Here is a 25,915-nt window from a genome sequence, read left to right on the forward strand (position 1 = left end):
ACACAGTCCTCTCCGGACCGGAATGGACCTTGAGCGCCCCGTCCCCGGCTGTGAGCATCGAGCCATGGACGACGCCAGCTATGCCCGCCTGAACTCCGCCCGGCGGCAGTTCAGTGCCCAGAACACCTACCTCAACACCGCCACGCACGGCCTGACGCCCCACCGAACGCTGCGGGCCCTGGAACGGCACACCCACGAGGTGGCCTCCGGCCTGTTCTCCCCGTCCGAGACCGACCCCGGGATCGACAGGGTCCGCGCCGCCTACGCGCGCATGAGCGGTGTGTCCGCCGACGACGTGGCCATCGGCTCCCACGTCGCCCAACTCGTCGGCACGATCGCCGCCAGCCTTCCCCCCGGCACGCGGGTGCTCACCGCCGCCCACGAGTTCGCCTCACTGGCCTTTCCCTTCCTGGCCCGCCAGGAGCACGGCGTGCGCGTGCGCGAGGTGCCCCTGGAGGCCCTGGCCGAGGAGGTCGGACCCGACACCGACCTGGTGGCCGTCTCCTCCGTGCAATCGGCCGACGGCGCGATCGCCCCGATCGAGGACCTGGTCAGTGCCTGTACCGACCACGGGGCGCGGCTGCTGGTGGACACCACCCAGTCCGCCGGATGGCTGCCCCTGGACGCCAGCCGGATCGACTACACGGTGTGCGTCACCTTCAAGTGGCTGCTGGGCACACGCGGGGCCGCCCTGCTGACCGCCACCCCCGAGGCCCGGACCGCGCTCGAACCCCAGGCCGCGAACTGGTACGCGTGCGATGACCGGTGGGGTTCGCTGTACGGAGGACCGCTGCGACTGGCCGAGCAGGCCCGCCGCCTGGACCTGCCGCCGGTGTGGTCGGCCTGGATCGCTTTGGAGGAGTCCTTGGACCTGCTCCAGCAGGTGGGGATCGAGACGGTCGGCGAGCACGACGCCGCCCTGGGCGACCGCTTCCGCGAAGCCATGGACATGGAGCCCACCGGGTCGGCCATCGTGTCGGTACCCGCCCCCGAGGGCGCCGTGGAGCGCGTGGCCGAGGCCGGGATCGCCACCGCCGTCCGCGACGGACGGCTTCGGGCGGCCTTCCACCTGTACAACGACGAGTCCGACGTGGACCTCCTGGCCAAGACGCTGAAGGGCCTGTGAGGGGAGGAGCCGGGAAGGAGGAGCACGGGCGGCCTCGCGGCTGGAGGCCGCCCTCGGGATCCGTGGTCAGTCGAACTGGCCCGGCTGGTAGTCGCCGGCGGGCTGCTGGACGATGACGTTCACGCGGTTGAAGGCGTTGATGAGGGCGATGAGGCAGACCAGGGCACCCAACTGGTCATCGTCGTAGTGCTCGGCGGCCTTCCCCCAGGCCTCGTCAGTGACACCACCGGCCGCGTCGGCGATGCGGGTGCCCTGTTCGGCCAGTTCCAGGGCGGCCCGCTCGGCCCCGGTGAAGACCTCGGCCTCCCGCCAGGCCGCGACCAGGTTGAGGCGCAGCGAGGTCTCCCCGGAGTGCTCGGCGTCCTTGGTGTGCATGTCGGTGCAGAAGCCGCAGCCGTTGATCTGGCTGGCGCGGATCTTCACCAGCTCCTGCGTCGCGGCCGGCAGCGTCGAGTCCGAGGTCACCTTGTTCGCCGAGACGACGTGCCCCAGGGACTTGGCCACGACCGGGTTGCCGAAGAGGTTGAGACGGGCGTCCATAGTGCGCTCCCTGCCGTTGTCGGTGGTTACACAGCACTGACGGAACGGCCCGGCCGGATGTGACAGCCGAACGGGGCGATGCCGGTGACGCGTGTCACACGCAAGGCATCTGGCGCGGCGGGGACGGGTGGCGGCCGTCTGGACGACGCAGCCCCGTCGTCGGGCGGGCGGGAGGCCTCCCGCTCCCTCCGACCGCCGACCCGGCGGGCCTGTGCGGTCACAGCGCCCGCACAGGCCCGCCCGCGGAGCCGGGGCTGCTCCGAAGAGCACCGCCCCGGCACGTCGGACGGTCAAAAGACCAGACCGCAGAACGGGGCCTGGGAACGGTGCAGCGCGGCGTCCAGGCGCTCCACCGCACCCGGGGTGTGCTCGGTGAGCAGCCCCGCGCGCAGGTAGCCGCCCAGCGTGCTCTGGCCCAGGTAGGCCGCGCCCAGGTGGGACACGTCCAGGCTGAGGTCGGGGGCGGCGTCGGTGGCCCGCACACGGGCTCCGCCGGTGTCGGCGCTCAGGTGCCAGCGGCCGGCGTTCCACGGCGCGAACCGGTCGGCGACCTCCAGGACCGCCTCGGCCGGCACGGTGTAGGAGCGCTCCGACAGGGCCCCGGGCACATCCACCAACCGCACCCACAACGACGTGTAGACCACGGGCACCGCCCGGCCCATGTCGGCGAGCAGATGACGCAGCGGATCGTCCAGGGCCAGGGAGCCGAAGACGACCTCACTGGTCAGGTCGCGGCTGAACAGGTGCTCGTACAGGGCGGCCCAGGCAGCCGGGGCAGTCGCGTTGACCTCGCTGACGTGCACCTCGCCGTGTGCTCCGTCCCGCTCCCACCTGCTGCGCGTGCGGTAGAGCGCATAGCCCAAGGGTCCCCGGGGTCCGCTCACCACCACGGCCCGCAGCGGGCCCTTGTCGCCGCGCTGCTCGGGCAGGTCCCGCAGGACGCGGTCCCACCAGTGCCCGGCACGCTGGAACTGGCCGGCCTGGGCGAAGGCGACCTCGCGGTGCACCTGCTCCAGGTCCGGGCGCACCTGTGCGGGGTCGGCGAGGCGGACCTCCAGGCCGGAGTCCACCGGAGCGTCGGCGCGCAGCGCGGTGTGGGGACTGCGCACGCTCGTCTCCATCTCCGTGACCGCCGGACCGTAGCCGAACCGGCCGTAGATGCCTCCCTCGGAGGCCCACAGCGCGGCGTACTTCTCCCCGCGCGCGTGGATGCCGGCGAGCTGGCGGCGCATCATCGCGCTGAGTACGCCCCTGCGGCGGTGGGTGGGCCACACACCCACACCCGTCACACCGGCCACCGGGCGCGGACCGCCGGGCATGGTCATCTCGAAGGCGAAGTCGTTGACCGCCCCCACGACCTCGTCGCCGTCCGCGGCCACCAGGAGACGGTCGTACCCCTCGGCGTCGAGCAGGGGGCGGAGGTAGCGCTCGCGCTCCTCGGGCGGTGCCGACGACAGCAGGGCCTCACCGACGACGCGCATCACCTCGGTGTGCTCGTCGCGGTCGGTTCCCCGTACGGTCCAGTCGGTATGGGAGCTGGAATTGGTTGTCATACTCCGAAGCCTGTCAACTGCGCCGCGGTCTCGGCCACGGCTGGTGTGTGTGGTGTAGGTGTCATTCTCGTCAGAAGTCGGTGCCGCAGAAGGGGGCGCGCGGAGCGTACAGGGCGGTGTCCAGCCGGGCGGCCGCACCTGGGGTGTGCTCGGTGGCAGCTCCCGCGTCCACGAATCCGGTCAGAGGGCGACGGCCCAGGTAGGCCGCGCCCAGGTGGGACACGTCCAGGCTGAGGTCGGGGGCGGCGTCGGTGGCCCGCACACGGGCTCCGCCGGTGTCGGCGCTCAGGTGCCAGCGGCCGGCGTTCCACGGCGCGAACCGGTCGGTGACCTCCACCACGGTGTCCACCGGGATGTTGTAGGGACGGTCGGACAGGGCCCCGGGCACGTCCACCAACCGCACCCACAAAGCGTCGAAGCCGTGCCGGACCAGGCGCCCGGGATCGGCCAGCAAGACGGTGAGGGCGTCGTCCTCGGGCAGGCTCCCGAAGACCGTCTCGGCGATCAGGTCGCGGTCCAGCAGGTGTTCGTACAGGGCGACCCGCGCGGCCGGGTCGGTGGTCAGCAGTTCGTGCACCACGACCCGTCCCTGGGGCGAGCCTCCCTCTTGGCCGTTGAGGAGCCTGTGCAGCGCGTATCCCCGGGGTCCGTCGGAGTCGCGTACCAGGGCCACGCGTGTCCGCCCGGGCTCGGATCCGGGCTTGTCCCTGAGTATCAGGCTCCACCGGTTGGCGCCGCGGAGGAACTGCCCCACCCGCGTGGGAAGGACCCGCTGGTGGAGGTGTTCCATCTCTTGGCGCGCCTGGTCGGGCTCGACCAGTTCAACGGTGAGGGAGGGGTCGCGGGGCACGTCGGTGCGCAGAGCGGCGTGGACGCGTTGGACGCTCGCCCGCATCTCCTGGAAGGAGGGGCCGTAGCCGAACCGGCCGTAGATGCCTCCCTCGGAGGCCCACAGCACGGCGAGGTTCTCACCCCGGGCGCGGATGTCGGCGAACTGGCGGCGCATCATCGCGCTGAGTACGCCCCTGCGGCGGTGGGTGGGCCACACACCCACACCCGTCACACCGGCCACCGGGCGCGGACCGCCGGGCATGGTCATCTCGAAGCTGTGGGCCATGGTGGTGCCCACGATCCGGTCACCGTCCAGTGCGAGCAGGGTGCGGTCGTGCTCGGCCGTGGGATGGTCTCGCTCTCTGTCCAGTTCCTCCTGGGCAGAGACGTTGAGGGCCTCAGTGAAGACCCTCAGGGCCTGGGGGTGTTCCTGCTCCGTACCTCCGCGCACGGTCCAGAGGGCATCGTCGCCGCGGAGGGAGCCGTACTCTCGCACGCCTGTCATGGTGCGAGCCTCTCAGCCGCCCCCGGCGGACGCCAGTGGTTTTCCGAACGGCGAGCCGTGGTGGAGGCAGACGAGCCCCCGCCCGGCCGGGCGGGGGCCACACGTCGGCGAACCCCTAGGTCGTGTTCTCTGGTTCGTGGTTGAGCCAGAAGACAGAACCTAGAACGGGCGGTCACCGACGATCGCCACGCGCTCGGCCACACGCGGGTGCGGGTAGTAGTCGTTCACGGCGTAGTGCTGCGTGGCACGGTTGTCCCAGAACGCGATCGAGTTCGCCCTCCAGGAGAAGCGCACCTGGAACTCGGGGGCGTGCGCCTGCTGGAAGAGGAAGCGCAGGATCTCGTCGCTCTCCGCCTTGTCCAGGCCGACGATCCGCGTCGTGAAGGAGACGTTGACGAACAGCGTTTTGCGCCCGGTCTCGGGGTGTGTGCGGACGACGGGGTGCTCGACCGGCGGGAAGCGGTCCTGCCACTCCAGGAGCCGGTCCTCGTCGAGGAAGCGCGCGAAGCCGGGGATGACGTCGTGGACGGCGGTGCGTCCCTCGATGCGCTCCTTAACGTCCTCGGGCAGGTTGTCGTAGGCCGCTGCCATGTCGGCCCACAGGGTGTCGCCGCCCATCGGCGGGACCTCCACCAGCCGCAGGACGGCGCCCAGGGCGGGTGCTTCGCGCCAGGTGACGTCGGTGTGCCACACGTTCTCGTAGCTGGGCGGCATCGAGCCCTTGGCGAAGCGGGCGATGTGGGCGTCGTCCCCCTGGTCGATGAAGGGGTTGGTCTCCAACTCGCCCCACATCCGGGCGATCTCCTGTTGACGCTCGGAGTCGATGGGCTGGTCGCGGAAGAAGATCACCTTGAACTCCAGCAGCGCACGGTGGAGTTCGGCACGCAGTTCCTCGCTGATGTGCGCCCGCAGGTCCACGCCGTGGATCTCGGCGCCGATGAGGGGACCGAGCGGGCGGACCTCGAACAGCTCATAGGGGCGGGACGCCGCGTCCGTGGCGAACCGGCGCAGGGTGCGCGGGCCCTCCACGAGGGCGTTGTCGACGGCCGCGCTGTCACGCAGGCCCGTCGAGGCGGTCTCGATGGTCGCTGTCATGGTGCGTACCTTCCTGTGGGCATGGGTGGGGTCGGGGATGGGCGGGCAGGGGCCGCAGGCGGGAGAATCGCGGAACGAGGGGTTTCGCACCGGCCACCGGTCATGGCCGATGGCATGGCGCACACGTGCCCCAGGGCGTGCGCTGACGCGTGAGAGCACCGGTCGGCGAGCCCGTGGGGGCTGTGGAGGAGCCGGGCGGCTGGGCGTCAACGCCCTCTTCGGGCACACGTGGGCCGCGGGCGGGGCGGCGAGCTGCGCCGGCGCGAGGAAACCGCGGATCAGCCGCGGGGAGGGGACCCCAGGCGGCCGCGGCGCAGGATGAGTCCCGGCGTGCCGCGGCGCACCCTGTCGACCCGTGCGGACCACCGGTTGGCGGTCGGGCGGTTCAACGAGAGGGTGTCCATACCTGTGAGGGTGGGGGATCGGGCGCTCCCCTGTCAACATCCCCGCCGGCGACGAGGACGCGGCCGTGCCCGGCGGCCCCTGGGATACAGAGGCCGCCGAGGGGCCGTGCGGGCGGCACCGGCCACGACGCGCCCCCTTCCGTGCGGCCCGGGCGAGTAACACGCGGCGCGGCGGGGCACCTCTTTCCTGTGACACCTACGATCTCCTCGCCCCGGGCCCGAACCGACCAGCCAGAGGACCGAAGCAGACTCGTCCTGGGCGTGGACGCCGGCGGCACCACCACCCGCGCGCTGGTCACCACACTGTCCGGCCAGCGCCTGGGCCAGGCCTGGGCGGGGGGCGCCAACCCCAACTCCCACGGAGCGGACGGGGCCTCCCGACAACTGGCCGAGGCCGTCAGCGGCGCCCTGGACCTGGCGGGACCGTGTGCGCGCAAGGCCGTGGCCGCCGCCGTGGTCGGCCTGGCCGGTGTGTCCTCGCTGCGCGAGGGGCGCGTACGCGAGCGGATGGAGCGGGCCCTGGCCGAGGCGGGCCTGGACCCGGGGCACGGGGTGTTCACCGGCGACGACGAGGTGGCCTTCGCCTCGGGGACCCCGACCGCCGACGGCACGGTACTGATCGCCGGAACCGGGGCGATCGCCACCCGCATCGACGGACGCGGGCGGATCCGCTCGGCGGACGGGATGGGGTGGCTGATCGGCGACGAGGGCTCGGGGTTCTGGATCGGGCACCAGGCCGCCCGGGAGACGGCGCGGCAGCTGTCCCGGGGCGGCGCGCTCAGCCCGCTGGCGCGCGCGGTGGCCAAGAGGGTCATCCCGGGCCAGCGTCCGACGGACGGAGGGGAACACCTGCCCGAGGAGCACGCCCGCGGCTTCGCCCGGACCCTGACCTCCGCCGACCCGGTCATGCTCGCCGGACTCGCACCACTGGTCAGCGAGGCCCACATGCTGGGCGACCCGGCGGCCGAGGTGATCGTGGAGGCCGCCGCCGGACACCTGGCGCATTCGGTGCACCAGGTACGCACCCCCGGCGAGAGGCTGCCCGTGGTGTTGGCGGGCGGGGTGCTGACGGGGTCCGGTCCGGTACGGTCCGCGCTCACCCGCAAGCTGGCCATGGGCACGGCCGGATCCGTGATCGCCATGGCCGGGTGCACGGTGGGCGGAGCGGCCTGGCTGGCGGCCCTGCGGGCGGGGGCGCCCGAGGACGACCACCGGCTGCACGCGGTCTTCACCCAGGCCGACCGGGACCGCGGCCGAAGCCGCACGGACGCCGCCTGAGGCCGCACGGCGGACGGCACGTAACCCGCGGCAGCCAACACGAAGTTTTGCCCCTTTTGCGCACTGTGCACTAAGGTATGTCTAACTTAGGTTTGCCTAACCCAGGCAGGAAGAAGGGGGACGCCGTGGCTCAACGGCAGGGACGGCCGGCCAGGACCGTGCACACAGGACGGGTGGAGACGGTCCAACAGCTCACCCCGCACATGATCCGGGTCGTACTCGGCGGAGACGGCCTCTCGGCGTTCGCCACCAACGGCCACACCGACAGCTACGTCAAACTGCTCTTCCCGCCACCCGCGCCGGAGGACCCCGAAACCTTCGACCTGGAACGCGTGCGCGCCGAACGCCCCCGCGAGAAGTGGCCGGTCACCCGCACCTACACCGTGCGCGCCTGGGATCCCGGCACACGGCGGCTCACCCTCGACTTCGTCCACCACGGCGACACCGGCCTGGCCGGTGTGTGGGCCGCCGGGGCCGGACCGGGCGACCGGCTGCGCTTCCTGGGACCCGGCGGCGGATACTCCCCCGCCCCCGACGCCGACTGGCACCTGCTGGCCGGGGACGAGAGCGCTCTGCCCGCCATCGCCACCGCCGTGGAACGGCTCGGGCCCAACACCACCGCCCACGTGTTCATCGAGGTCAGCGGCCCCGAGGAGGAACAGGAGCTCAGCGCCCACGACGGCGTCCACGTGCACTGGCTGCACCGTGGGGACCGCACCGTCGGCTCGGCCCTGGTCCCCGCCGTGCGCGCACTCGACTTCGCCGGGGGCCGCGTCCACGCCTTCGTGCACGGTGAAGCCGCCTTCGTACGTGACCTGCGCCGCCTGCTGCGCGTCGAACACGCCCTGCCCAAGGAGCAGCTGTCGGTGTCCGGCTACTGGCGCCTGGGCCGCGATGAGGACGGCTGGCAGGCGTCCAAGGGCGAGTGGAACCGCGGAGTGGAAGCCGAGGAGGAGGCCGCCCTGGCCGCGAACGGCTGAACGCCACCCGGTCGGCCTCACATCCGCAGGTCCTCCAAGGCGATGAGGTAGGCCTCGTTGAACGTGGGAAACTGCGGGATCGAATCGGCCAGCGCCGCGACCGGCAGACCCGTACGGATCGCGAGCGCCGCGGTGTGGATCCACTCCGCGGCCATGGGCGCGAACGCCCACGCACCCACCAGCACACCGCGCCCGCGGTCGGCCACCAGGCCCAGCGTGCCGCGCGGGTCGGTGTCATAGGTCCAGGGCCGGGCCAGGGCCTGGGGCAGGTCGGCCTCGGCGGTGACCGTGTCGATCCCCCGCTCCCGGGCCTGATCCGCGGTGAGCCCCACTCCGGCGATCTCGGGATAGGAGAAGACGACACGCGGAACGGCCGTGTAGTCGGCGGCCCGGCCGACGCCCAGGATGTTGTCGGCGACCACGCGCCCCTGGTACTTGGCCACGTGGGTGAACATCGCCCGCCCGGTGGCGTCACCGACCCCCCACAGGCCCGGCGCCGCCCGACAGCGCTCGTCCACCACCAGGGCCGAGCGCTCCAGCTTCGCACCGGCCTCCTCCAGTCCCAGCCCCTCGGTGCGGGGCCTGCGTCCGGCGGCGAGCACCACGACGTCGGTGCGCACACGTTCACCGCTGTCCAGGACGGCCCCGACCCCGTCGCCGTCACGGGAGACCGAGGAGACCTGGGTGTTCAGGTGCACGGTGACGCCGTCGCGCTCGAACTGGTCGCTGATCAGCTCACACAGCCGGGGCTCCTCACGGTCCACCAGGCGGGGACCGCGCTGAACGACGGTCACGGACGAGCCCATACGGGCCAGGAACTGGCCCAGCTCCACCCCCACCGCGCTGCCCCCGACCACGAGGGCACGGTCAGGAACGGCGGTCAGGGTGGCGGCCTCCCGGTTGGTCCACACCACGGAGGGGTCCAGCTCCTCCAGCCCCTCGATCGGCGGACGCGTGGCCGCCGATCCGGTGGCCACGACCACGTGGTCGGCGGTGAGTTCGGCCTCGCCCACCACCACCCGCCAGGGGTCACGGCCGGTGATGCGCCCCGGCCCCCGCAGCACCAGCGCGCCCTGGTCCCGGTACCCCCGCACCTGCGCGGAGTCGTCGAGGTGGCGGATCATCTGGTCCCGGTAGTCGCGCAGCCGCGGCCAGTCCAGGTCCGGACGAGCGACCCCTGCCGCGCCCTCGGTCTCCTGGCGCACCTCCGGCGGGCGAAGCAGCACCTTGGTGGGGATGCACGCCCAGTAGCCGCACTCGCCGCCGATGAGCTCGCGTTCGACGACCGCCACCCGCATGCCCGCGGAAAGCAGCCGCCCCGCGACGGTCTCACCGCCCGGCCCCATCCCGATGACGATCGCGTCCATGTGCTCCATGCGCCCTCACTTCGCCCGCAGCCCGGTGGATCACCCCGATCGTGTCCCCTGTCCGGGGCGCGGAAGGGCTCGACACGCCGTTGTGCACCACCAACGCGGAGCCCACGACACCGCGTCCCCGAAGGGCGGGCAGGATCCGAAAGCGCATCCGGGCGCCCTCCCCCGTGCGGCGCGTCACAGCGCGAACAGGCGCTGAAAGGGCCTCGGACGTGGTGGAATAGTCGGTCGGTATCCGGCCCAACTGGCCCACCCGGAAGGAAACGCCATCCTCGGCGCACACGTATGTCCACGCAGACCCTGATCCTCCTCCTCGACCTCATGGGCATCCTCGCCTTCGCCATCGACGGATCGCTGACCGCCATCCGCACCGCGCGCGTGGATATCGTCGGCGTCCTGTCCCTGGGCGTGGTGACCGCTCTCGGCGGCGGCGTCATCCGCGACCTGCTGCTCGGCGTGACCCCCGCGACCTTCCAGGACTGGCGCTACATCTGCACCGCCCTGCTGGGCGCGACCACCGCGTTCTTCCTCAGCCGCCAGCTCACCCACCTGACCAAACCGATCCTCGTCTTCGACGCGGCCGGATTGAGCCTGTTCGCCGTGATCGGTGCGACCAAAGCCCTGGAACTGGGCTTCGGCCCCCTGCAGGCCACCCTCCTGGGCGTCATCACCGGTGTGGGCGGCGGCACCATCCGCGACGTCCTGCTGAACCGCGTACCGACCGTGCTCAGCGCGAACTCACGTCTGTACGCCACCCCGGCCCTGCTGGGTGCGGGCCTGGTCGCCGCCGCCTACATCGTGGGCCTGACCTGGGGATGGATCGCCGTGGTGGGAGCCCTGCTGTGCTTCACCGTGCGGTTGCTGTCACTGCTGTACCGGTGGAGCGCACCCAGCCCGCCCGGCGCCCCGCCGCTGTGAACACCCGCGCGGCACGGACCGGCCCGGCGAGGACGGGCGCCCCTCAGCCCCCGTCGACCGCCGCACCGCGCGGGTCCAGGGCCCGGTGGGCGACACCGCGCAGGATCGCGACCATGGCCGGAACCGGCTCGGGCGGGTTGCGCCGGTGCACGGCATAGATCTCCCGTGCCAGGCGGGCATCGCGCAGCGGACGGCTCACCCAGCCGCCCCGGCGAGCCGAGCCCAGGATGCTGAGCGGGATGAGGGCCACACCCACACCGGCCTCGATGAGGGCCAGGGCCACCTCGTAGTCGCGGGTCTCATAGGCCACGTCCAGGCGCACCCCGGCGTCGGCGGCGGCGGTGTCCAGACTGATCCGGTTGTGGATGCCCGGCGCGCCGCAGATCCACTCCTCCCCGGCCAGATCGGCCAGCGACAGGTCCTGGTCGGTGATCGGATGGCCGGTGGGAGCGACCGCCAACAGCGGATCCACCAGAACGCGCTCGCGATGCAGCCCTCCCGCACGGGGCAGGGGCACACCCGGATAACGGTGGGTCAGCAACAGGTCCAACTCCCCGGAGGTGACCAGGTCGTACCCGCCGGGAGGTTCGATGTCGGACAGGGACAGGCGCACGTGGGGATGCTCGTGGCCGAAAGCCGCCAAAGTGGCGGGCAGCAGCACCTGGCCCGCGCTGGCGAAGGCCCCCAGCGACAACCGGTCGGGGGCCACTCCCGCGAAGGCGCGCACAGCCGACTCCGCGTCGCGCAACTCCCCCAGCACACGTTCGCCGTGTTCGAGCAGGACACGGCCCGCCTCGGTGAGGGAGGCGCCGGTACGGCCGCGCTCGACCAGACGGCAGCCGACCTCGCGCTCCAGCTTGGTGAGCTGCTGGGACAGGGCGGGCGAGGTGAAGGAGAGCCGCTCGGCCGCGGCGGCGATCGACCCCGCGTGCGCGATCTCCACGAGTACACGCAACCGGTTGGCGTCCAACACGGCGACCACACCCCACAAACGACACCTGACACAAAGTTTCGCTTAACGAACTTTAGCAAACCCAACTTTAAGTTAACGAGTAGTAGCGGCACAGTGGGATACATGAGCCCCACGACCACGCACGACGCGCCCACGGCCACCGACGTCCGTGCCGCCGCCGAACGCATCGCCCCACACGCCCGCCGCACCCCGGTACTGCACACCGAGATCGACGGACGGCCGCTGACGCTCAAGCTGGAGCAGCTACAGCGCACGGGCGCCTTCAAACTGCGCGGAGCCCTCAACGCCCTCCTGGGCGGACAGGACACCGACCGGGTGATCACCGCCTCCGGCGGCAACCACGGCCTGGGCGTGGCCACGGCCGCCCGCCTGCTCGGCATCCACGCGACGGTCTACGTCCCCGAGACGATCCCCGAGGCCAAGGCGACACCGCTGGCCGCCACCGGTGCCGAGATCATCCGGGTCGGCGAGCACTACGCCGAGGCCGCCGAGGCCGCCAAGGCCCGCGCCGAAACCGAGGGCGTGCGCTATCTGCACGCCTTCAACGACCCCCTCGTCGTCGCCGGCCAGGGCACGATCGGGCTGGAGATCGCCACCGACGCCCCCGAGTGCGACACCATCGCGGTCGCCGTGGGCGGCGGCGGACTGGTCGCCGGTGTGCGCCTGGGAGCGGAGGGACGCCAGGTCGTGGGCGCCGAACCCCAGGGCTGCCAGAGCATGCACGCCGCACTGGCCGCGGGCCACCCCGTGGAGGGCTCCGTGGACTCGGTGGCCTCCTCCGCGCTGGGCGCCTCCTCCCTGGGCCAGGTGCCCTTCGAGGTACTACGCGAACACCCGGTAACCCCGGTACTGGTCAGCGACACCGAGATCCTCCGAGCACAGGAGCGGCTGTGGGAGGAGCTGCGGATCGCCACCGAACCGGCCGCGGCCGTGCCCTTCGCCGCCTGGCTGACGGGACGGGTCCCCGGCGAGCGCCCGTGCCTGGTGGTGTGCGGAGCCAACGCCGAGTGGCGACGCATCGGCTGACCGACGCCCGGCCCCGAACCGCCGCGGCCAGCGCACCCGAGGAAGAGGACACGGTACCCGCCCGGCACAGAAACCGCCCCCTCTCCCCGGTGACCTGGAGCACTATCCCCATGCCCGGGCCATGGTTACCGACCGGTCGCCCTTACATTGGACTCCAACATCTGACCATTCGTGAGGGAGACCACGTGCTCTACGGTGTGTTGCGGCAGACGGCCTCGGTGCTCGCCCGTACCCTGTGCCGCCCGACCATCGAAGGCCGCACGAACATCCCCGACACCGGACCGGTCCTGCTGGCCAGCAACCACCTGTCGTTCGTGGACAGCGTCGTCATCCCCCTGTCGGTGACCCAGCGCCGGGTGCGGTTCCTGGCCAAGTCCGACTACTTCGAGGGCACCGGCGTCAAGGGCCGCCTCACCAAGACCGTGTTCTCCTCCCTGGGCGCCATGCCGGTGCAGCGCGCCAACGCACGCGGCGCCATGCTCTCCCTGGAGATGATGCTGGACCGGCTGCGCGCGGGCGAGGCCTGCGTCGTCTACCCCGAGGGCACCCGGTCCCGGGACGGCCGCCTGTACCGGGGCCGCACGGGCGTGGCCCACCTGGCGTTGGAGTCCAAGGCCCCGGTCGTGCCGGTGGCTGTGACGGGCACCCAGCACGTACAGCCCATCGGCGCCTCCGTGCCGCGCCCGCACCCCTTCACCATCCGCTTCGGCGAACCGATGGACTTCTCCACCGGCTACGACCACCTCGCACCGGGCAAGGCCCGGCGGGTGATCACCGACCACGTCATGGACGCCATCCACACCATGTCGGGCCAGGAGCGGGCCAAGGGGTACAACTCCTTGGACAGCAACGAATAGCGGCCACCCACCGCGTCCGGTGGCCGGCCGACCCGGTCCCGCCCACGTGACGGCCAAGCTGAGCGGAAGACGCTACGAACATGCGCGTGCTGATCCTGTCCGACACCCACATCCCGCGCCGCGCACGCGACCTGCCCGACCAGGTGTGGCGGGAGGTCGACCGGGCCGACACGGTGGTCCACGCCGGGGACTGGTGCGACCTGGCCAGCCTGGAACGCCTCCAGGCACGGGCCGCACACCTGGTCGGTGTGTACGGCAACAACGACGGCCCCGAACTGCGCGCACGACTGCCCGAGGTCGCCCGCCCCACACTGGAGGGGGTGCGCTTCGCCGTCGTACACGAGACCGGCGACGCGCGGGGGCGCGAGAAACGCTGTCAGGCGCGCTTCACCGACTGCGACGTGCTGGTCTTCGGGCACTCGCACATCCCCTGGGACACCACCGCTCCCGGCGGGCCGCGCCTGCTCAATCCCGGATCGCCCACGGACCGGCGGCGCCAGCCCCACCACACCTACATGACGGCGATCGCCCAGGACGCGCACCTGCGCGAGGTGCGGCTGCACCGGGTGCGCTGAAGCAGGGGGCCGGGCCGCTTCCCACCCTCAGAAGGCGAGCACACCGACGATCCCCGCGTAGAGCACGATCAGCAGTACCCCCTCGAAACCGATCCGGGCCCAACCGCGCACCTGGCGCAGGATGAGCCCGGCGAGCAGCACCACGGTCATCAGCAGCGCCCCGGTGGTGAGGAAGTACTCGTCCGTGGTGGCGACATGGAACAGCGATCCCTGCCGGTAGAAGACGTCGCCCACGGCCAGGTTGAGCACGTCCAGACTGTTACCGCCGATAACCGCGGCCACCGCCAGTGTCATCGCGCCCCGCCGGACCGCCGCGACCGCCGCGACCGTCTCGGGCAGGGCGTTGACCGCGCCCATCGCCACCGCGCCCACGAACCCCGCGTTGAGCCCCGTGGAATCCACGATCGTCGCGGCCGCACGAGCGAGAGCCCATCCGCCCACGGCCACCACAGCGCCCACCGTGAGAAAACGCACCCACAGCACGGCGGTCCTCGCACCGGCCCCGTCGCCGCCGCCCGGACCGCCCGCGTCGCCTTGGCCGGGAACATCCACCACGGTCTCGGTCGTGCGCACGGCCCTCCACATCGGATGCTCGTGCTCCTTGTGGATCAGCCAGAGCCCGCCCGCGTAGAACAGGACCAACCCGACCGAGGCGGGATGCACCCCCAGGGCGGTCACATCGGGCCCAAAAGCCGTGAGCAGCGCCAACGCCAACAACCCGATCAGCATGCAGCAGAAGAGCAGATTGGCCGAGGACGCCGCGGCATGCTCCAAGTTGGCGCGCCGGTGGAAGAAGTCGGCGACCGCCAACGCGAGCGTCTGCGCGACGATACCCCCCACCGCGTTGCTGTAGGCCAGCCCGGGCTGGTCCACCGAGGCGCTGACCGCCGTCATCACGATCCCCGACAAGGAGGTGGCCAGACCGAAGAAGACCGCGCCGAAGACCGCCTCACCCCACCCGGTGCGGTCAGCCAGGACATCACCCAACCCCGCCAACCTGATACTGGCCACCACCGTCACCGCGGCCACCAGGACGAAGAGCCCAACGCTCCACCCCAGCGGCCAGGGAGGGACCAGCGCCTCCAGCATGTCGTCCCCGCTCCCTCGATCCGTACGGACAAGCCCCTGACGGCCTACCTCCTGCCCACACAGCCGCCACGCAGGCACAGAGGCGGCACATGAAAACCCAACTCTCCCCCAACCGCGCATACGCACTGAGCACCCGGGTAGCGGCCGAAACAGAAATTGTTCAAACCACATCCCCCAGTGATGAGGCGCACCCGTGTTCCGACACACCAAACACCTACAGTTCGAGGCCAAACCCGAGGCACCCGACGCGCTCTACGCGGCCAAACTCCAAGAACTCATCGGCGGCGCCTTCGGCGAGATGACTGTCACCATGCAGTACCTGTTCCAGGGCTGGAACTGCCGTATCGAGGGCAAGTACAAGGACCTGATCATGGACGTGGCCACCGAGGAGATCGGCCACGTCGAGATGCTCGCCACCATGGTGGCGCGCCTGCTGGAGGGCGCCCCGGCCGAAACCGTGGCCAAGGCGGTCAAGGACCCCGCGGTGGCGGCGATCGTGGGCGGTATGAACCCCCAGCAGGCCATCGTCGCCGGAGGCGGCGCCGTACCCGCCGACTCCGGGGGCACCCCGTGGAACGGCAAGTACATCGTGGCCAGCGGCAACCTGCTGGCGGACTTCCGTGCCAACGTCGCGGCCGAAGCCCAGGGCAGGCTCCAGACCGCACGGCTGTACAACATGACCGACGACCCCGGCGTCAAGGCGATGCTCCAGTTCAACCTGGCCCGGGACACCGTCCACCAGAACATGTGGCTGGCCGCCATCGAGGAACTCCAGGAGGACGGCATCGAGGGCGAGATCGCCCCCAACGCGCTCCTGGACGAGGAGAACCAGGAACACGCCAACACCATCTGGGGCCTGTCCGACGGCACGGCCGCCGCCGAGGCCCGCTGGTCGAACAGGCCCGCACCCGACGGCCGGCACGAGCTGCGCTACCTCGACCAGCCCCAGCCGCTCGGCGGCCCGGCCTCCGCGCCTCCTCCAGATCCCAAGCTGTACGCCTCCTTCGCCGGTCCGGGCGGAGAGGGATCGGCCAAGGGCGCCTCGCAGGCCACCAAGGGCGAAGGCGTCATGGGCAAACTCAAGGACACCCTGGAGTAGCCCACCGCCAGAAACCGCCCTTCCGCCCGCCCCACCCGCCACGGGGCGGGCGGAAGCCCCTCCCCGCCGCGAACGGCCCGATACCGTGGGCACGGGCTCATCCCCACGAGGCGGCGGAGGCCGCCCCGTACCCGGCAGGGTGAGAGGAACCGGTGAAGAAGACACCAACGCTCGGGAACCGGGAAGCGCTGCCTCCCACCGACCCACCGCCCCTGCCCGGGCCGCCGCTGCTCAAGCAGGACTGGCGCGACGTGGTCCTCACGCACTGGGCGGTCCCACCCGAACAAGCGGCCCCGCTGCTGCCCCGAGGCACCCGCCCCGACGTGATGGAGGGGACCACCTACGTCGGACTCGTGGCCTTCCACGTCCCCACCACCACGGCCGCGGGAATCCCCATCGGCGGATTCGACGAGGTCAACGTACGCCTGTACTCGGTGGACGGACACGGACGCCAGGGCGTGGTGTTCCTGTCCATGGACGCCGACTCAGCGCACAACGTTCTGGCCGCCAGAGCCCTGGTCGGCCTGCCCTACATGTGGTCGGACATCTCCCTGTGCCGCAGGGGCGGCGTACACACGGGCGCGGTACGCCGACGCCTGCCCCGGGACGGGGCCCGGGGCCGCTGGCGGGCGGCCACGGGCGAGCGCGTGACCCACGAGTCCCCGCTGGAGCGCTTCGTCACCGCACGGTGGGGCCTGCACACCCGTCGCGCGGCACACACCTGGTGGATCCGGGTGGAACACCGGCCCTGGCCCCTGTACCGCATGCGCTCCTGGGAGTACGAGGGCGACCTGCTCCGGGCCGCGGGCGTACACGTCGGCGACCGCGCACCCGTGTCAGTGCTGTGGTCGCCCGGGGTGGACACCAGCGTGTGCCCCTCCCTGCTGAGCGCACCCCGCACCTGACCCGCGACCGCACGAACCGGTCAACGTACAAGCTTGTCCGCCGTGACCGGCAGGTCCCGCACCCGTACGCCCGTGGCGTGGTGGACGGCGTTGGCCACCGCCGCGGCCGTACCGACGATGCCGATCTCGCCCGCGCCCCGCGAACCCATGGGGGTGGCGCGAAGATCCTCCTCCTCCAACCAGTCGGCCCGCAGATCGCCCACATCAGCGTTGGTGGGGATGTGGTACTCGGCGAAGTCCCCGTTGGCGACGTGGCCGTGGCGCGGATCCCGGAAACTCTCCTCATGCAACGCCATCGACACACCCATGACCATCCCGCCCAGAAACTGCGAACGCACCGTGCGTGGATTAACCACCCGCCCCACCGAGAACATGCCGAACATGCGCGGTACCCGGATCTCGCCCGTGTCAGCCCGCACCCGCACCTCAGCGAAGTGCGCACCGAAGGAGTAGACCGCATACCCCTCATCGACGGTGTCCTCCGCCGCGCTGGCGCTCGTGGTCGCCCCCGGCAGCGGAGCGTGCCCGTGCTCGGCGCGAAAGGCCCGGGCCGCGGTCACGATCGCCGTACCCCAGGAGCTGGTGCCACTGGACCCGCCCGCGACGGAGGCCGAGGGCAGACCGGTGTCACCGATCCGCAACCGCACCTCGGCCACAGAACAACCCAAAGCATCAGCCGCGATCTGGGTGAGCGCGGTCCAGGCACCGGTACCGATGTCCACAGCACCGATCCCCACCTCGTAGCGGCCGTCGTCGCCGTAGCTGATACGGGCCACCGACCCCGGGTTGAACAGGTGCGGGTAACTCGCCGCGGCCACACCGGTACCAACCAGCCAGTCCCCCTCACGGCGGGCCCCGGGCTCCGGATCGCGCCCATGCCAGCCGAAGCGCTCAGCGCCCTCCCGCAGACACCTGACCAACCGCCGCCCCGACCACGGCGCACCGCTCTGGGGATCAGTCTCAGGCTCGTTGCGCACCCGCAGTTCCACGGGATCGACCCCGCACGCCTGGGCGAGCTCGTCCATGGCCGCCTCCGCCGCGTACATCCCCGGAGCCTCACCCGGAGCACGCATCCAGAAATTGACGGGCACGTCCAAAGCGGCCATCCGGTGGGTGGTACGGCGGCTCGGCGCGGCATACATCCACCGCGAACACATCGCGCTCTGCTCGGGGAACTCCTTGACGGTCGAGGTCTGCTCCACCGAGTCATGGACGACCACACCCAACCGCCCGTCACGGTCAGCGCCCAACCGCATCCTCTGGATGGTGGGGGTGCGGTAGCCCACCAGGCAGAACATCTGCTGCCGGGTCAGCGCGAACTTGACCGGACGCCCGGGCAGGGCACGGGCGGCCATCGCGGCCAGGATGTTGTGGGCGTGCGCCTCTCCCTTGGAGCCGAAACCACCCCCCACGTGAGGCGCGACCACCCTGACCTGCTCCAGCTCCAGACCGAACACCGCGGCCACCGTCTCACGGACCACGTGCACGCCCTGGGTGGAATCGTAGAGCGTCAAGAACCCGCCCTCCTCCCACAGGGCCACGGTGGTGTGCGGCTCCATCGGGTTGTTGTGCTCCGTGGGCGTGCGATAGGCCTGATCGACCAGGACCTCGGCCCGCCCCAGTGCCGCCTCGACCTCACCCTGCTCAGTGTCGGCCGCGGGCCCGCCCTGGTTCTCGGGCCGGTACAGGCGCTCATGATCGGCGCTCAGCACCACCTCGTGCGGCCACCGCTCGTAGTCCACCCGCACCAGCCCAGCCGCCTGCCGGGCGATCTCGGGGGTGTCGGCCACGACCGCGGCGACGAACTGGCCGTGAAAGGCCACCTCCTCGGACTGTAGAACGGCGAACTCCCGGTCCCCGGTGTCGGCGAGCCGCTCAGCGTTGACGGAGGTCAGGACGGCACGCACCCCCTCCAGCGCTCCGGCCTCACCGGCATCGACACCGGTGACGCGTCCCCTCGCGAGGGTGGACAGCACCGGATGCAGGTACAAGGGGTCGGCGAACGGGTGCTCATAGGCGTAGGGCGCCCGACCCGTGACCTTGTCCACACCCTCCAGGCGGGCCAGCGGCCGTCCCATGGCTCGCAGCTGCGACGTCTCGTTCAACGTGCCTCCTCAGCGGTCAGCTCGCGCAGGGTCGAGGCCAGTGCGTTGACGGCCATGGGAACCTTGAAGGCGTTGTCCGGCCCGGTACTCGCGTCGGCGAGCTCGGCCCGCCCGGCTTCACGGAAGGCCTCCTCGGTCGCCTCTCCGCCACGCAACGCCTCCTCAACGCGGTGTGCGCGCCAGGGCGCGTGCGCCAGGCCGCCGAAGGCCACACGCACATCGACGACGGTGCCGTCCACGACGTCGAGCGCAGCAGCCACCGACACCAGCGCGAAGGCGTAGGAGGCACGGTCGCGCACCTTGCGATAGGCCGACCGGGCCGCCAGAGGCAGGTGGGGCAGGTCAACGGCGGTGATCAGATCGCCGTGCTCCAGAACGGTGTCACGCTCGGGCTCCCCACCGGGCAGCCGGTGCAGGCCGGGCAGGTCGACGGTGCGCTCCCCGCCCGGACCGAGCACGTGCACACGCGCGCCCAGGGCGGTCAGCGCGACCGCCATGTCGGACGGATGGGTGGCCACACAGTGCTCGGAGGTGCCCAGGACGGCGTTGTAGCGGCCGTAGCCCTCCACCGCCGAGCACCCCGTACCGGGTTCGCGCTTGTTGCAGGGCATGGCGCGGTTCTGAAAGTACACACACCGTGTGCGTTGCAGAAGGTTGCCACCGGTGGTGGCGGCGTTGCGCAGCTGGCCCGAGGCTCCCGCCAGCAGGGCCTTGGAGAGAACGGGATAGCGCCTGCGCACCTCGGGATGGGCGGCCAGGTCGCTGTTGGGCACGGCCGCACCGACACGGATCCGACCGTCGGCGAGCTCCTCGATCCGGTCGCTGAGCAGCTCGCGCACGTCCACGAGCGCGGTGGGCTCGGTGATGCCCAGCTTCATACGGTCGACCAGGTTGGTGCCCCCACCGATGTAGGCGGCCCCGGGATCGCCCGCCACGGCGGCAACGGCCGCGGCCGCCTCGGTCGGCCGGGTGTAGTCGAACGGTTTCACCGGGCGGCCTCCCTGATGGCGGCGACGATGTTGACGTAGGCACCGCAGCGGCACAGGTTGCCGCTCATACGCTCGCGGATCTCCTCATCGTCCAGACGGACCGCAGCGTTGAGGTCCTCGGTGGCATGACTGGGCCAGTCGGCGGCGGCCTCCTCCAACATGCCAACCGCTGAACAGACCTGGCCGGGCGTGCAGTAGCCACACTGGAAACCGTCATGGTCGACGAAGGCACGGGCCACAGGGTGCAGCTGCCCCTCCTCGGCGAGCCCGGCGGCCGTGGTGACGTTGGCGCCGTCGTGCGCGACCGCGAAGGCCAGGCAGGACACGACACGGCGGCCCTCCAACAGGACCGTGCACGATCCGCACTGGCCGTGGTCACAGCCCTTCTTGGGCGAGGTCACCTCCAACCGGTCGCGTAGAGCGTCCAGCAGGGTGGTGCGGGTATCGACGGTGAGTTCGTGTTTCTCACCGTCGACGTGCAGTGTGATCGTCGCCTCCAACGGCGGTGCCCTCCCTCGTGTGTGAACTGTCCTCGCCTTCTCCGCACAGAACATCGAAGGCTCGACACAGTCTGTGACAGGTTCGGGACTACCGAAAGCCGACACGGCGCGAACCCCGCTCGCATTCGCCCCGGTCGTTTGCCCGGCACGGGCGGCCGAGCACCGCGATGACCGCTGCCGGTGCGTGATGACTCGCCCGTCCAAGGGGACCTTGCGGGCCGGAACGCTCACACAGCCCACGGAGGGGCGTTACCGGCGCCGTTCGACCGGCCGTTCAGGAGGGACGACCGATGATGGACGCCATCTGACCATCCCGGGCTATCGGGGCCGCTACGGGGCGGAGGAAGCCGACTTGCGCGCCCGGATATCGCGGGCCGCCAGTGTGAGCCAGACGGCGAACAAGCCGATCAGTGCGGTGGCGGCCGCTATGGCGTAGTAGGGCAGGTCGAAGGCGAGGATGGAGGCGGCCACCCCTGCGGCTGCCGCGCCGAAGGCCAGATGCGCCTTGGGTTGCACGATGGAAACCACTTTCTGCGGTCGGTTGTGCCCGCCAAGCTAGCACCGCCCGTTGCGCCGGACACCCCGCACCGGTCCCGCGGCCCACACGGAGCCTTCCGTCACTTCGGGTCCGTACCGCCGCTACCCTGCCGTGCGGCCGCGCCCCGCGGGAAGACGCCGCCGACAGTCGAAGGCGGGGGTGGCCGCATCGGGCCACGGAGCAGGACCTGTCCGCCGACGCGGCCACCGCTCCAGCCTCGAAGGGGTTCAGCCCCCGACGGGCTCCAGAACCGCCCTGGCCCCCGGCAACCGACCCTTGTCCAGGTCCTCGAAAGCCTCAGGGGCGTCCTCAAGCCGATAGGTCTTCGTGCGCTGGCGCACTCTGCCCAGGGAGGCCAGACGCATGAGCTCGACGAGATCGTTGTAGCTGCCCACCAGGTTGCCGACGATGGAGATCTCACGGGAGATGATATCGATGGTGGAAACGTCCAACGCGCCGCCGTAGCCGATGACGAAGTAACTCCCGGCGTCGCGGGTCATGGCCACACCCTCCTTCTCGGTGCCGCCCTCACCGACGAAGTCCAACACCACATGCGCGCCCTTGCCACCGGTGATGCCGGCGACCGCCTCAGCCTGGGTGCCATCGGCCAGGACCGTGTGCTGGGCGCCAAGCTCCTCAGCCACACCCAGCGCCTCCTCCGAACGGTCCACGACGGTCAGCTCGGCGGGACTGAGCGCGTTGAGCACCTGGATCCCGATATGGCCGAGCCCCCCGGCCCCGACCAGCACCACATGCGCCCCCGGATACAACAGCGGAACAGCCCTGCGGACAGCGTGATAGGCGGTCAGCCCAGCATCAGCAAGCGCGGCCACATCCACCGGCGCCAGCCCCTCAGCGAGCTTGACGCAGGAGCGCGCGTTGGTGAGCAACAGCTCGGCCATACCGCCGTTGGCGTCGATCCCGGGAAAGGAGGAGTTCTCACAGTGGACGTCGTCCCCCGCCCGACAGGGGCGGCACAACCCGCACGTGACCAGAGGATGCAGGATCACCTTGTCCCCGACCAGCACATTGGTGACGGCCGAACCGATCTCGACCACGGTCCCCGCGTTCTCGTGCCCAAGAACGTAGGGCAGGGAGACCCCGCTCTTGTCAGCCCACTGGCCCTCGACGACATGCAGGTCGGTACGGCACACGCCCGCGGCGTCGACCTGTACCAGGACGTCCAGCGGCCCCTTGGCCTGCGGGTCGGAGACCTCGTCGACGGAGGGCTCCCCACCGTACTCGTGTACCCGTACCGCACGCATACTGCCCCCTGAGGTCTCTCGGCTCCGCGCACCGAACGAAAAACGGCTCCTTCGTAGGCGCACTTTCCGCGGTCCGCACCGCCGAAACGTGCCGCACCGCCCCGGCCCCGCACCGGCTCCGCCAGCTCAGGGAGTCCTGCCGGTGAGGGCGATGAGCCGGTCCTGGACACTGGCATCGGAACCGACCTCCACGGGCGCGTCGAACATCGGCCCCGGACCGAACCCCTGACCGCTCGCCCACGTGTGCACCTCCTTGGCCAGGCCGGGATCGAGGGTCTCGTCGACGCCGAGAGCCCGCGCCAGATCCCAGGCGTGAACCGTCAGGTCGAAAGTCATCTGCCACAGGTAGAGCTCGGCGGGCGCGTCCCCGAAGGACAAGTGCACCGTGCTTTCCAGGGAGGACGGGGCGAGCCAGGCGGCACGGGCCTCACGGGCGGCCACCTCCCAAGTGGTGATGGGCTCATCACCCAGGTTGTCACCATCGAAACGGTCACCGATGTCCTCGACCCGCGCGCCACCCAGCAGGGACGGCACCCACAGCTGCTCAGTGGTCAGGTGGTTGACCAGGTCGTGCACATCCCACCCGGCACAAGGCGTGGGCAACGCCCAGTCCGTCAGCTTGACCCCACGGACCCGCCGGTCGAACTCCCCCATCGCGGTGCCGTGCAGGTCGGTCAGTCGTGCCATGAGTCTCCCCCAGGACGGATATCGATTCTGCCGCGGCTCACCTACCCGTGCCGCCGCGAAGCGAACCCGTGCGCGCGGACCACCGGGCCCCGCGCGTGCCCCTCCCGCGAAACGTCGGCGGCCGCAGCATCCTCCGAGGTGCCGGACCGCGTCCGGCGCACGAAGAACGACATGGCGAAGGCCGCCACCGAGACCACCGCGCCCACCAGGAAGGCGGCGTGGACACCGCCCGCCTGGGCACCGACCTCCGTGAACCCGTCGGTGAGCAGACCGGCCGAGGTCGCGGACATGATCGCCACGAACGTCGCCGTACCGGCCGCGCCGGCGACCTGCTGCACGGTGCCGACCACGGCACTGCCATGCGAGTACAGTTCGGGCCGGAGCGATCCCAGCGCACCGGTGAGCAACGGCGTGAACATGAAGCCCAGCCCCGCGCTGAGCAGGACATGGGCGGCCACGACGAAACCGACAGGCGTGTGGGCGTCGAGCATGGTCATCCCCCACAGCACCAGGGACACCATCGCCGCGCCCGGGGTGACCAGCGGACGCGGACCGAAACGGTCGTAGAGGCGGCCCACCACGGGGGCGAGCAGCCCCATGGCCAGACCACCGGGCAACAGGGTCAGACCGGTGACGAGCGTGTCGTGACCCAGAACGTTCTGCATGTAGACCGGAAGCAGGATGAGGGTGCCGAACAGGGCCATGAAACTGATCATGACCAGGACGATCGAGACCGAGAACTGCGTCGAACGGAACACGCGCAGATCGAGCAGGGCACGGTCCCCGCGCTGCAAACGCAACTGGCGCCACACGAACAGCACCAGCGCCACGGCGCCGGCCCCGATCGCAGCGACGGGCGGAACCACGGCGGTGGCCTCCCCCTCGCCCAGGCCGGAGAAGCCGTAGACGAGTCCGCCGAACGCCAACGCCGACAGCGGCAGCGAGGGCAGGTCGATGCTGGCGGCGCGCGGCTCGGTGAGGTTGCGGATGAAGAGCGCGCCCAGGACCAGCCCCAGGACGGCGATGGGCAGGACGAGCCCGAACATCCACCGCCAGTCGAACACGCTCAGGATCAGGCCCGCCAGCGTGGGACCGACCGCGGGCGCCACCGACATGACGATGGAGATGTTGCCCATCGTGCGGCCGCGACGGTCCTCCGGGACGAGGTTCAGCACGGTCGTCATGAGCAACGGCATCATGATGGCCGTCCCCGACGCCTGGACCACCCGGCCCGCGAGCAGGAAGGAGAACCCGGGCGCGAGGAAGCACAGCAGTGTGCCCAGGCTGAACAGCGTCATGGCGGCGATGAACACCTGGCGCACGTGGAAGCGCTGGAGCAGGTAGCCGGTGGCGGGGATCACCACGGCCATCACGAGCATGAACGCCGAGGTCAGCCACTGCCCGGTGGAAACCGAGACACCCAGGTCCCGGGTCAGCGCGGGCAGAGCCACACCCATGATCGTCTCGTTCAGGATCACGACGAACGCCGACACCAGGAGCAGCGGGATGACGAAGCGGTTGGCGCGCGCGTCGCGGCCGCCGTGTTGTTGGACCGAACCGCCATCGGTCGCGGGTGAAGCGGGCTGCCCTGTCACAGGTGTCCTCAAGGTCGTGGTGTTCGGTCGGATCCGCGGGAAGGGCTCTTTCAAACCTCTCCAGAGCCATCCCAACGTCCGAGGACATCCGCCCGTTCCCGAAACGGCGGTGTGTTCTGGGCCATATGGCCGTCAGCCGCGTGTGTGGGTATCCGTGTGCAGGCCCTGACAGGCCGTACAGGCGAGCGCGACCGCACAAGCGTCCTCGACGGCCCCGCCGATCCACCCGGGGCGCCCGGTGCCGTTCCAGTACCGGCGCCACCCCACACCCGCCGCCGCGCCCACCGGAGAGGCTGCGGCCGCGATCACGGCGCCGAAGGCGACCGGCATACCCAGGTCCCGGAACAGTACGGCGCCGCCCGTGGCCGCGCTGGCGACCCTGCCCATCAGGCTCGGCCAGGCAAGTCGGCTGGGGATGTCCGGGGCCTTGTCCCCGGACAACTCCCCGAGAACGGCCACCGCCATGAGCGCACGCTTGCCGGTTCCCGACTCGGCCCACAGCGGCACACTCCCGAGCGTGCCGCGCGACCCCGCGGCGAGGCCAAGCGCCACCGAGCGGACCACTCCCGAGACCGAGGACGCGCCCATGTCCCTACTCCCCTCCTGACCGTGGCCGCCGTCCGCGGCCCTCCCCATCCCGGCTATCCCGATCGATCCCCGTGAAACCTCGCGCTTCGAGGATCCGGCGATGCACTCGACCACCGTCTCCGCAGGGAGGACGTATGTGCCCCTCTCCCCCTCACGCGATCAAGGTATTTGACACGAAGCAACACCTTTACGGTGTAGATCTGTTATAAGCGATATGGCGGGACCGGACGGAGAAGGGGTTTCCAGGCGGGACTCGGGCCTCGCACGCACCTCAACACCTGCCCGAACCCTGCTCACGGCGCACACGAAACCGGGTGAGACCGCTCCGGCCACGAGAAGACGGACGGCTCTTCACGGCGGGCGCCGAACGTGTCCCCGGAGGGCAGAGGTCGACGCGCACCGCGTACACACCCCCAGGAACAGCTGTGGCACTCCAGTCGGCCGTCCCACAGCCGTGTCGCCTCCACCGCCCCCCCGCTCCGTTCCCTGCCACGCCGCTCGCTGACGGGCGGGGGCCGCCC

24 protein-coding genes are annotated in these 25,915 nt (G+C 71.1%); 9 read left to right on the forward strand and 15 right to left on the reverse strand.

The features are described from left to right. The first annotated feature begins 64 nt into the window (after positions 1-64). Positions 65-1,126 (forward strand): aminotransferase class V-fold PLP-dependent enzyme, encoded by a 1,062-nt coding sequence (locus AC0T5L_RS15325; RefSeq protein ID WP_476166145.1) that lies wholly within the window; start codon positions 65-67, stop codon positions 1,124-1,126. Between the two features lie 66 nt (positions 1,127-1,192). Here AC0T5L_RS15325 and AC0T5L_RS15330 read toward each other — a convergent pair whose 3' ends face one another. From AC0T5L_RS15330 to AC0T5L_RS15345, 4 genes are all read right to left on the reverse strand, one after another. Continuing rightward, on the reverse strand, positions 1,193-1,666 hold the full coding sequence (locus tag AC0T5L_RS15330) for a carboxymuconolactone decarboxylase family protein (protein WP_476166146.1): 474 nt from the start codon (positions 1,664-1,666) through the stop codon (positions 1,193-1,195). A 290-nt stretch (positions 1,667-1,956) separates the two neighbouring features. Further along, positions 1,957-3,219 (reverse strand): GNAT family N-acetyltransferase, encoded by a 1,263-nt coding sequence (locus tag AC0T5L_RS15335; RefSeq protein ID WP_476166147.1) that lies wholly within the window; start codon positions 3,217-3,219, stop codon positions 1,957-1,959. 70 nt (positions 3,220-3,289) lie between these two features. After that, on the reverse strand, positions 3,290-4,555 hold the full coding sequence (locus AC0T5L_RS15340; RefSeq protein ID WP_476166148.1) for a GNAT family N-acetyltransferase: 1,266 nt from the start codon (positions 4,553-4,555) through the stop codon (positions 3,290-3,292). A 159-nt stretch (positions 4,556-4,714) separates the two neighbouring features. After that, a complete protein-coding gene (locus AC0T5L_RS15345; protein WP_476166149.1) occupies positions 4,715-5,650 on the reverse strand; it encodes a TauD/TfdA dioxygenase family protein in 936 nt (311 codons plus the stop codon). A gap of 665 nt (positions 5,651-6,315) precedes the next feature. On the opposite strand from AC0T5L_RS15345, the gene AC0T5L_RS15350 reads away from it, so the two are divergent. Further along, positions 6,316-7,332 (forward strand): N-acetylglucosamine kinase, encoded by a 1,017-nt coding sequence (locus tag AC0T5L_RS15350; protein WP_476166213.1) that lies wholly within the window; start codon positions 6,316-6,318, stop codon positions 7,330-7,332. Between the two features lie 125 nt (positions 7,333-7,457). Continuing rightward, a complete protein-coding gene (locus AC0T5L_RS15355; RefSeq protein ID WP_476166150.1) occupies positions 7,458-8,312 on the forward strand; it encodes a siderophore-interacting protein in 855 nt (284 codons plus the stop codon). Between the two features lie 17 nt (positions 8,313-8,329). Here the strand turns inward: AC0T5L_RS15355 and AC0T5L_RS15360 are convergent, their stop codons facing one another. After that, positions 8,330-9,688 (reverse strand): dihydrolipoyl dehydrogenase family protein, encoded by a 1,359-nt coding sequence (locus AC0T5L_RS15360; protein WP_476166151.1) that lies wholly within the window; start codon positions 9,686-9,688, stop codon positions 8,330-8,332. A gap of 282 nt (positions 9,689-9,970) precedes the next feature. Between AC0T5L_RS15360 and AC0T5L_RS15365 the strand changes: the two genes are divergently transcribed. Then, entirely contained in the window at positions 9,971-10,603 is a 633-nt protein-coding gene (locus tag AC0T5L_RS15365) for a trimeric intracellular cation channel family protein (RefSeq protein WP_476166152.1), read from the forward strand. Between the two features lie 43 nt (positions 10,604-10,646). On the opposite strand, the gene AC0T5L_RS15370 is transcribed toward AC0T5L_RS15365, so the two are convergent. Beyond that, complete coding sequence (locus AC0T5L_RS15370; protein WP_476166214.1) at positions 10,647-11,576, reverse strand: LysR family transcriptional regulator; 930 nt, start codon at positions 11,574-11,576, stop codon at positions 10,647-10,649. 102 nt (positions 11,577-11,678) lie between these two features. Between AC0T5L_RS15370 and AC0T5L_RS15375 the strand changes: the two genes are divergently transcribed. The 3 genes from AC0T5L_RS15375 to AC0T5L_RS15385 all read left to right on the forward strand — a co-directional run bounded on the left by AC0T5L_RS15375 (position 11,679) and on the right by AC0T5L_RS15385 (position 14,034). Then, positions 11,679-12,602, forward strand: coding sequence for a threonine/serine dehydratase (locus AC0T5L_RS15375; RefSeq protein ID WP_476166153.1), 924 nt, complete (start codon positions 11,679-11,681; stop codon positions 12,600-12,602). 185 nt (positions 12,603-12,787) lie between these two features. Continuing rightward, positions 12,788-13,459 (forward strand): lysophospholipid acyltransferase family protein, encoded by a 672-nt coding sequence (locus AC0T5L_RS15380; protein ID WP_476166154.1) that lies wholly within the window; start codon positions 12,788-12,790, stop codon positions 13,457-13,459. Positions 13,460-13,539: 80 nt separating this feature from the next. Beyond that, positions 13,540-14,034 carry a metallophosphoesterase family protein gene (locus AC0T5L_RS15385; protein ID WP_476166155.1) on the forward strand — a complete coding sequence of 165 codons (495 nt, stop codon included), beginning with the start codon at positions 13,540-13,542 and terminating at the stop codon, positions 14,032-14,034. Between the two features lie 27 nt (positions 14,035-14,061). Here the strand turns inward: AC0T5L_RS15385 and AC0T5L_RS15390 are convergent, their stop codons facing one another. After that, positions 14,062-15,123: a sodium:calcium antiporter gene (locus AC0T5L_RS15390; protein ID WP_476166156.1), complete on the reverse strand. Its 1,062-nt coding sequence runs from the start codon at positions 15,121-15,123 to the stop codon at positions 14,062-14,064. A 193-nt stretch (positions 15,124-15,316) separates the two neighbouring features. Between AC0T5L_RS15390 and AC0T5L_RS15395 the strand changes: the two genes are divergently transcribed. Then, complete coding sequence (locus AC0T5L_RS15395; protein WP_476166157.1) at positions 15,317-16,222, forward strand: manganese catalase; 906 nt, start codon at positions 15,317-15,319, stop codon at positions 16,220-16,222. 152 nt (positions 16,223-16,374) lie between these two features. Next, a complete protein-coding gene (locus AC0T5L_RS15400) occupies positions 16,375-17,127 on the forward strand; it encodes a YqjF family protein (protein WP_476166158.1) in 753 nt (250 codons plus the stop codon). A gap of 20 nt (positions 17,128-17,147) precedes the next feature. Here the strand turns inward: AC0T5L_RS15400 and AC0T5L_RS15405 are convergent, their stop codons facing one another. The 8 genes from AC0T5L_RS15405 to AC0T5L_RS15440 form a co-directional block, all read right to left on the reverse strand. Then, positions 17,148-19,205: a xanthine dehydrogenase family protein molybdopterin-binding subunit gene (locus tag AC0T5L_RS15405; protein WP_476166215.1), complete on the reverse strand. Its 2,058-nt coding sequence runs from the start codon at positions 19,203-19,205 to the stop codon at positions 17,148-17,150. 23 nt (positions 19,206-19,228) lie between these two features. Further along, positions 19,229-20,221: an FAD binding domain-containing protein gene (locus AC0T5L_RS15410; protein WP_476166159.1), complete on the reverse strand. Its 993-nt coding sequence runs from the start codon at positions 20,219-20,221 to the stop codon at positions 19,229-19,231. Then, positions 20,218-20,721 (reverse strand): 2Fe-2S iron-sulfur cluster-binding protein, encoded by a 504-nt coding sequence (locus AC0T5L_RS15415; protein WP_476166160.1) that lies wholly within the window; start codon positions 20,719-20,721, stop codon positions 20,218-20,220. The genes AC0T5L_RS15410 and AC0T5L_RS15415 overlap by 4 nt, the downstream gene beginning before the upstream one ends. A gap of 330 nt (positions 20,722-21,051) precedes the next feature. Then, a complete protein-coding gene (locus tag AC0T5L_RS15420) occupies positions 21,052-21,237 on the reverse strand; it encodes a hypothetical protein (protein ID WP_476166161.1) in 186 nt (61 codons plus the stop codon). Positions 21,238-21,486: 249 nt separating this feature from the next. Further along, positions 21,487-22,524 (reverse strand): NAD(P)-dependent alcohol dehydrogenase, encoded by a 1,038-nt coding sequence (locus AC0T5L_RS15425; protein WP_476166162.1) that lies wholly within the window; start codon positions 22,522-22,524, stop codon positions 21,487-21,489. A gap of 126 nt (positions 22,525-22,650) precedes the next feature. Further along, on the reverse strand, positions 22,651-23,211 hold the full coding sequence (locus AC0T5L_RS15430; RefSeq protein ID WP_476166163.1) for a TIGR03086 family metal-binding protein: 561 nt from the start codon (positions 23,209-23,211) through the stop codon (positions 22,651-22,653). A 41-nt stretch (positions 23,212-23,252) separates the two neighbouring features. Continuing rightward, positions 23,253-24,806 (reverse strand): MDR family MFS transporter, encoded by a 1,554-nt coding sequence (locus AC0T5L_RS15435; RefSeq protein WP_476166164.1) that lies wholly within the window; start codon positions 24,804-24,806, stop codon positions 23,253-23,255. A 132-nt stretch (positions 24,807-24,938) separates the two neighbouring features. Then, a complete protein-coding gene (locus tag AC0T5L_RS15440; RefSeq protein WP_476166165.1) occupies positions 24,939-25,394 on the reverse strand; it encodes a hypothetical protein in 456 nt (151 codons plus the stop codon). Positions 25,395-25,915: the final 521 nt, after the last annotated feature.

It is taken from the genome of Nocardiopsis sp. TRM 82005 (genome assembly GCF_056312425.1).